The 8,171-nt window shown below is 72.4% G+C and carries 1 protein-coding gene; it reads left to right on the plus strand.

Features of this window, described 5'->3' with window-relative positions:
- Positions 1-30 precede the first annotated feature (30 nt).
- A partial coding sequence (locus ACZ5ON_RS35465) for an SDR family NAD(P)-dependent oxidoreductase (RefSeq protein ID WP_465601591.1) occupies positions 31-8,171 on the plus strand: 8,141 nt, incomplete at its 3' end.

Raw genomic sequence — 8,171 nt, forward strand, 5'->3', positions numbered from 1 at the left:
GGAACCTTCATCGAGGTCAGCGCGCACCCCGTGCTTGCGATGGCGGTTCAGGAGAGCGTCGAGCAGAGCGGGCGTGACGCTGCCGCGTTCGGCACGCTGCGTCGCAACGAGGGCGGTCTGGAGCGGCTGTTCGCGTCGCTGGCCGAGGCCCATGTGCGGGGCGTTCGGGTGGACTGGCAGTCCTTCCTCGGCGGCCGTGGTGCGCGCCGGGTGGATCTGCCGACCTACGCCTTCCAGCGTGAGCGGTACTGGCTGGAGTCGGACGGATCCGCTCCGACGGTCGAGGTCCCCGTTGACGCGGTGGACGCGACCTTCTGGGAGGCCGTGGAGAAGGGCGACCTTCAGGCGCTGTCCTCCGCGCTGGAACTGGACGGCGACCAGCCACTGAGCTCGGTACTGCCCGCGCTGTCGGCCTGGCGCCGGCAGAGCCGCGAGCAGTCCACGGTGGACGGCTGGCGCTACCGCGACAGCTGGAAGCCGGTCACGGACGGCGGCGCGGGTGTGCTGTCGGGCACCTGGCTGGTGGTGGCCTCTGCCGAGGACACCGCTGTGGCGGATGTGGTCCGGACGCTGGCCGGCCGTGGCGCGGACGTGCGTCTGGTCGAGCCGGCCGGTACGGATCGCGCTTCGGTGGCCGACTCGCTGCGGTCGGTGCCGGCAGACGGTAGGCCGGTGGCCGGTGTGCTGTCGCTGCTGGCCCTGGACGAGACCGTCCTCCCGGCCGGTGGCGGAGTGACCGACGGTACGGCCGGGACGTTGGCGCTGGTGCAGGCGCTGGGTGACGCGGGTGTCGGCGCTCCGCTGTGGTGTGTGACGCGGGGTGCGGTGTCGACGGGTCGCTCGGACCGGCTGGCGAACCCGCTGCAGGCTCAGGTCTGGGGTCTGGGTCGGGTGGTGGCTCTGGAGCACCCGGAGCGTTGGGGTGGTCTGGTCGATCTGCCGGAGGTGCTGGACGAGCGTGCGCTCGGGCGGCTGGCCGGTGTGCTGGCCGGGGCTGAGGACCAGGTCGCGGTTCGGGCGTCGGGTGTGTTCGCCCGTCGTCTGGTGCGGGCCGCGCGCGGTGAGGGTGTCGCCTGGAAGCCGGCCGGTACGGTTCTGGTCACCGGTGGTACTGGTGCGCTGGGTGCGGAGGTCGCGCGCTGGCTGGTGCGCAACGGTGCCGAGCAGCTGGTGCTGACCAGCCGTCGTGGCCTGGACGCTCCCGGTGCGGTCGAACTGCGCGATGAGCTCGCTGAGTTGGGCGCTGCTGTCACGGTGGCGGCGTGTGATGTGGCCGATCGTGCCGCGCTGGCGGAGTTGCTGGCGTCCGTCGAGGTGTCGGCGGTGTTCCACACCGCCGGTGTGCTGGACGACGGTGTGGTGGACGGCATGACGGTGGAGCGGTTCGCCACCGTGGCGCGTCCGAAGGTGGACGCGGCGCTGAACCTGCACGAGCTCACCGCCGAGCTCGACCTCTCCGCGTTCGTGCTGTTCTCCTCGATGGCGGGTTCGGTCGGCAGCGCCGGCCAGGGCAACTACGCCGCCGCCAACGCCTTCCTGGACGCCCTCGCCGAGCAGCGCCGGGCCGACGGCCTCGCCGCCACCTCGATCGCCTGGGGTGCCTGGGCCGAGGCCGGTCTGGCCACCGACGACGTGGTCGCCGAGCGACTGCGCCGCGACGGCGTACCCGGCATGGCACCTGGCCTGGCGATCAGCGCGATGCAGCAGGCCCTGGACGGCGGCGACATCGCACTGACGATCGCCGACATCGTCTGGGAGCGGCTCGCCGCGGAGTTCCACGCCATCCGGCCGAGTGCTCTCTTCAGCGAGATCCCGGAGGTCGTGCGCTTCCAGGCTGCTGCCGAGGCACCGTCCGACGACTCGAAGGCGGCGGTCGGCTCCTCGCTGGCCCAGCGTCTGGCGGGTCTCTCGGAGGTCGAGCGTGGCCGTGCTCTGCTGGAGCTGGTGCGGGTGCAGGTCGCGGCCGTGCTCGGTTACGCGGGTTCGGACGCGGTCGAGGCCGGACGAGCCTTCAAGGAGCTCGGTTTCGACTCGCTGACCGCGGTCGATCTGCGCAACCGTCTGAACGCGGCGACGGGTCTTCGTCTCCCGGCGACGCTGGTCTTCGACTACCCGTCGGCGACCGCGCTGGCCGAGCACCTGAGGTCCGAACTGCTGGGCCGGGAGCCGGAGTCGGCCGCGCCGGTGACGGTGGTGTCGGCTGTCGACGACGAGCCGATCGCGATCGTCGCGATGAGCTGCCGCTTCCCCGGCGGCGTCCGTTCGCCCGAGGAGCTGTGGCAGCTGCTCGTGGCCGGCGGAGACGCGGTCGTCGACTTCCCGACCGACCGCGGCTGGGACCTGGACGGCCTCTTCGACCCGGACCCGGACCAGCTCGGCAAGATCTACACCCGCAAGGGTGCCTTCCTGCAGGACGCGACCCGCTTCGACTCCGCCTTCTTCGGCATCAGCCCGCGTGAAGCGACCGCCATGGACCCGCAGCAGCGTCTGCTGTTGGAGACCTCGTGGGAGGTCTTCGAACGGGCCGGTATCGACCCGGCCTCGCTGCGCGGCAGCCAGTCGGGCGTCTTCATCGGCACCAACGGCCAGGACTACATCTCGCTCCTGACCGAGGGCCAGGAGGGCGCCGAGGGCCACCGTCTGACGGGTACGGCCACGAGTGTCGTCTCCGGCCGCCTCTCCTACACCTTCGGGCTCGAAGGTCCGGCGGTGTCGGTGGACACGGCGTGTTCGGCGTCGTTGGTGGCGCTGCACCTGGCGGTGCAGGCGCTGCGGGGCGGTGAGTGCGATCTGGCGCTGGCCGGTGGTGTGACGGTGATGTCGACGCCGGATCTGTTCGTGGAGTTCAGTCGTCAGCGTGGTCTGTCGGTGGATGGGCGGTGCAAGGCGTTCGCGGGTGCCGCGGACGGCACCGGCTGGGGCGAGGGTGCGGGCATGCTCCTCGTGGAGCGGCTGTCCGATGCCCGGCGCAACGGGCATCCGGTGCTGGCGATCGTGCGTGGTTCGGCGATCAACCAGGACGGTGCGTCGAACGGTCTGACGGCGCCGAACGGTCCGTCGCAGCAGCGGGTGATCCGCCAGGCGCTGGCGTCGGCCGGGCTGACGGCCGCCGAGGTCGACGCGGTCGAGGCGCACGGTACGGGCACGCGGCTGGGTGACCCGATCGAGGCGCAGGCCCTGCTCGCCACCTACGGTCAGGAGCGCTCGGACGGCCGTCCGCTGCTGCTCGGTTCGGTGAAGTCGAACATCGGTCACACCCAGGCGGCCGCCGGTGTCGCCGGTGTGATCAAGATGGTGCTCGCGATGCAGCACGGTGTGCTGCCGCAGACGCTGCACGTGGACGAGCCGACCCCGCACGTGGACTGGGCTGCGGGCGCGGTCTCGCTGCTGACCGAGACCACGGACTGGCCGGAGACCGGCCGTCCGCGCCGCGTGGGCATCTCCGCCTTCGGCGTCAGCGGGACCAACGCGCACACGATCCTGGAACAGGCTCCGGCCGTCGAGGAGACGGTCACCGAGGCGACGGTCGCGCCGTCGGTGCTGCCGCTGGTGGTGTCGGCGAAGAGCGAGGCGGCACTCCTGGCACAGGCCACGGAGCTCCAAACGCGAGTCGAGACCGACTCCGAGCTGACCGTCACCGACCTCGGCTACTCGTTGGCGACGACACGGGCGGGCTTCGAGTACCGCGCAGCCGTCGTGGCGGGTGAGCGTGCGGAGTTCCTGCGGGGTCTGGGTGCGCTGACTTCGGGTGAGTCGGCTGGGAACCTGGTGCAGGGTTCGGTGGTCGAGGGCCGGACGGCGTTCCTGTTCACGGGGCAGGGCAGTCAGCGGGCCGGTATGGGCGCCGAGCTGTACGAGGCGTTCCCGCCTTTCGCGGATGCGCTGGACGAGGTGTTCGCGCACCTGGACCAGTACCTGGACCGTCCGCTGCGCGAGGTGGTGTTCGGCGGCGAGGAGCTGGATCAGACCGGGTACACGCAGCCGGCGCTGTTCGCGATCGAGGTGGCGCTGTTCCGCCTGGTCGAGGCGTGGGGTCTGCGGCCCGACCTGCTGGCGGGTCACTCGATCGGTGAGCTGGCCGCGGCGCATGTCGCCGGGGTGCTGTCGCTGGCGGACGCTGCCAAGCTGGTGGCGGCTCGTGGCCGTCTGATGCAGGCGCTGCCGGCCGGTGGTGCGATGGTGGCGGTGCAGGCCTCCGAGGAGGAGGTGCTGCCGCTGCTGACCGACGAGGTGGGTATCGCGGCGGTCAACGGGCCGACGTCGGTGGTGATTTCGGGTGCCGAGCAGGCCGTCCTGGCGGCGGCCGAGCAGCTGGCGGCTGAGGGTCGCAAGACCAAGCGGCTCACGGTGAGCCACGCGTTCCACTCGCCGCTGATGGAGCCGATGCTCGCCGAGTTCCGTGCGGTCGCCGAGGGGCTGACCTTCGCCGAGCCGAGGATCCCGATCGTCTCCACCCTCACCGGTGACATCACGGACGAGATCCGCACCGCCGAGTACTGGGTGCGCCACGTCCGCGAGGCGGTCCGCTTCCACGACGCGATCCGCACGCTGGAGGCCGAAGGCGTCCGTACGTACCTGGAGTTGGGCCCGGACGGGGTGCTCTCCGCGATGGGTCAGGACTGCGCCACCGAGGCGGTCGTCTTCGCCTCGGCGCTGCGGGCCGGCCGACCCGAGGTGCAGACGCTGACCACTGCCGTCGCCCAGGCGTACGTGCGTGGTGCGAGCGTCGACTGGCAGGCGGTCTTCGCTGGTCAGGGTGCCCGCCGGGTGGAGCTGCCGACCTACGCCTTCCAACGCCAGCACTACTGGCCGGAGCGTTCGGCCGTACTCACTGGCGATGTCACGGCGGTCGGTCTGGCAGCTGCCGGGCACCCGCTGCTCGGTGCGGCCGTCTCGCTCGCCGCCGTCGACGGCTTCCTCTTCACCGGCCGGCTCTCCGTACAGTCGCACCCGTGGCTGGCCGATCACGCGGTGATGGGCAGCGTGCTGCTGCCGGGTACCGCGTTCGTGGAGCTGGCGATCCGGGCGGGCGACCAGGTCGGTTGCGCCGTGCTGGAGGAGCTGACGCTGGAGGCGCCGCTCGTCCTGCCCGAGCAGGGTGGCGTACAGGTTCAGCTCTCGGTCGAGGCGGCCGACGAGTCCGGACGGCGTCCGGTGAGCCTGCACTCCCGCACGGAGGACGGCTCCGGCGAGGAGCTGTGGACGCGGCACGCCACCGGTGTGCTGTCCCCGAGCGCCGGGACCACGGCGTCGTTCGAGCTGGCGGAGTGGCCCCCGGCCGGGGCGGTCGCGGTCGCGGTCGACGACCTGTACGAGGTGTTCGAAGAGGCCGGGTTCGGATACGGCCCGGTGTTCCAGGGCCTGCGCGCTGCCTGGCGCAAGGACGAGGACGTGTACGCCGAGGTCCGGCTGCCCGAGAGCGCACGTACGGATGCCGCGCTGTTCGGCCTGCACCCGGCGCTGCTCGACGCCGCGCTGCACGCGGTCGGCATCGGCAACCTGCTGGAGGAGAACGGCGGCGGACGCCTTCCGTTCGCCTGGAACGGCGTGAACCTGTACGCGGCCGGTGCCTCGGCGGTGCGGGTGCGGATGTCCCCGGCGGGCAGCCGGGACACGGTGTCGCTGGTGCTGGCGGACGAGTCCGGGCAGCCGGTCGCCTCGGTCGACTCGCTGGCGATGCGCGAGGTGTCCGAGGAGCAGGTGCGGGCCGCCCGCGCCGGCTTCGTGGACTCGCTGTTCCGGGTGGAGTGGACCACCCTGCCGGTGTCGGCGGCCGCTGTGGGCCGCTGGGCGGTCCTCGGAACCGATCCGTTCGGCACTGGGATCGAGAGCTTCGCCGATCTGGCGGCGCTCGGTGCGGCCGTGGACGGCGGCGTGGCGGTTCCCGACGCGGTCTTCGTGTCGCTGGCTGACGAGGGTGCGGACACCGCCTCGGCGGTCCGGGCCGTGCTGCACGGTGTGCTCGGCATGGTCCAGGAGTGGCTGGCGGACGAGCGGTTCGCCTCGTCCCGCCTGGTGCTGGTGACCCGTGGTGCGGTGGCCGGTGGTGACGACCTCGTCCACGCCCCGGTGTGGGGCCTGCTGCGCTCCGCACAGTCCGAGAACCCCGGCCGGTTCGTGCTGCTCGACCTCGACGGTGCGGAGAGCTCGTACCGAGTCGTGGCGGGTGCCCTGGCCTCCGGCGAGCCGGAACTGGCAGTCCGGGAAGGCGTCGTACGGGTGCCGCGCCTGGCGCGGGTGGCGGCGGTCTCCGATGCGGCCGGGCCGGTGTTCGATGCGAGCGGTACGGTCCTGGTGTCCGGTGCGTCCGGGATGCTGGGTGGTCTGGTCGCGCGTCATCTGGTGTCCGAGCACGGGGTGCGCAGTCTGCTGCTGGTGTCGCGTCGTGGTGCGGACGCGCCGGGTGCGGCTGAACTGGCGGCCGAGCTGGGCGAGTCGGGTGCCTCCGTGGTGTTCGCGGCGTGCGACGTCGCGGACCGTGCGGCGCTTGCGGACGTACTGGCGTCCGTGCCGGCGGAGTTCCCGCTGACCGGCGTGGTGCACACGGCCGGTGTTCTGGACGACGGCATCGTCACCTCGCTCACCCCCGAGCGGATCGACACCGTGCTGCGCCCGAAGGTGGACGCGGCGCTGAACCTGCACGAGCTCACCGCCGGCCTGGACCTGAGCGCGTTCGTGCTCTTCTCCTCCGCGGCCGGTACCTTCGGTGGCCTCGGCCAGGGCAACTACGCTGCGGCCAACGTCTTCCTGGACGCCCTCGCCGCTCGGCGCCGCGCCGCCGGACTCCCCGCGATCTCGCTCGCCTGGGGCGCGTGGGCGGACGGCGGAATGGTCGGCAGCCTGGCCGAGGTCGACGTGCGACGGATGAGCCGTGGCGGCGTGCAGGGCATGCTCGCGGACGAGGGCCTGGCGCTGTTCGACGCGGCATGCGCCGCGGACGACGCGATGCTGGTCCCGATGCAGCTCGACCTCGCGGCGCTGCGCGCCGAGGCTGTGGCGGGTACGCTGCCGCCGCTGCTGCGCGGACTGGTCAGGACGCCGGTTCGCCGGGCCGTCGAGGCCAACTCGTCCGGTGCGGTGGCCGGTTCGGGTCTCGTCGGGCGGCTGGCCGCGCTGCCCGTGGCCGAGCGGGACGCCGTGCTGCTCGAGCTGGTCTGCGCTCGGGTGGCGTCGGTGCTGGGTTACGCGGACGCCGCTGCGGTGGAGTCCGGCCGGGCGTTCAAGGAGCTCGGCTTCGACTCGCTGACCGCCGTCGAACTGCGCAACGAGCTGAACGGCGCGACGGGCCTGCGGCTGCCCGCGACGCTGGTGTTCGACTACCCGACGCCCGCCGCGCTGGCCGCCTTCCTGCGCTCGGAGCTGGTCGGCGAGGAGACCGAGGCATCGGTTGCCGCTGCGGTCGCGGTCCTGGACGACGAGCCGATTGCGATCGTCGGGATGAGCTGCCGGTACCCGGGTGGCGTGGAGTCGCCCGAGGACCTGTGGCGGCTGGTGTTCGAGGGGGCGGACGCGGTCTCCGGCTTCCCGGCCGGCCGAGGCTGGGATCTGGACAACCTCTACCACCCGGACCCGGACCACCAGGGCACCTCGTACGCCCGCGAGGGCGGCTTCCTGCACGACGCGGGCCTGTTCGACCCGGCGTTCTTCGGGATCTCGCCGCGTGAGGCGCTGGCCATGGACCCGCAGCAGCGCCTGCTGCTGGAGACCTCGTGGGAGGCGTTCGAGCGGGCCGGTATCGACCCGACGACCGTGCGCGGCAGCCGGACCGGTGTGTTCGCCGGTGTGATGTACCACGACTACGCCACGGGCGTCGGTGACCTGCCGGACGGCGTCGAGGGCTACCTCGGTACGGGCAACTCCGGCAGCATCGCCTCCGGCCGCGTCGCCTACACGCTCGGCCTGGAAGGCCCGGCGGTCACCGTCGACACCGCGTGCTCCTCGTCGCTGGTGGCGCTGCACTGGGCGATCCAGGCGCTGCGAGGCGGCGAGTGCACCATGGCGCTGGCCGGCGGTGTGGCGATCATGTCCACCCCGGAGGTCTTCGTCGACTTCAGCCGCCAGCGGGCGCTCTCCGTGGACGGCCGCTGCAAGGCGTTCTCGGCGGACGCGGACGGCACGGGCTGGGGCGAGGGTGTCGGCATGCTGCTCGTGGAGCGGCTCTCCGACGCCGA

Source organism: Kitasatospora sp. NPDC032150, from assembly GCF_055579945.1.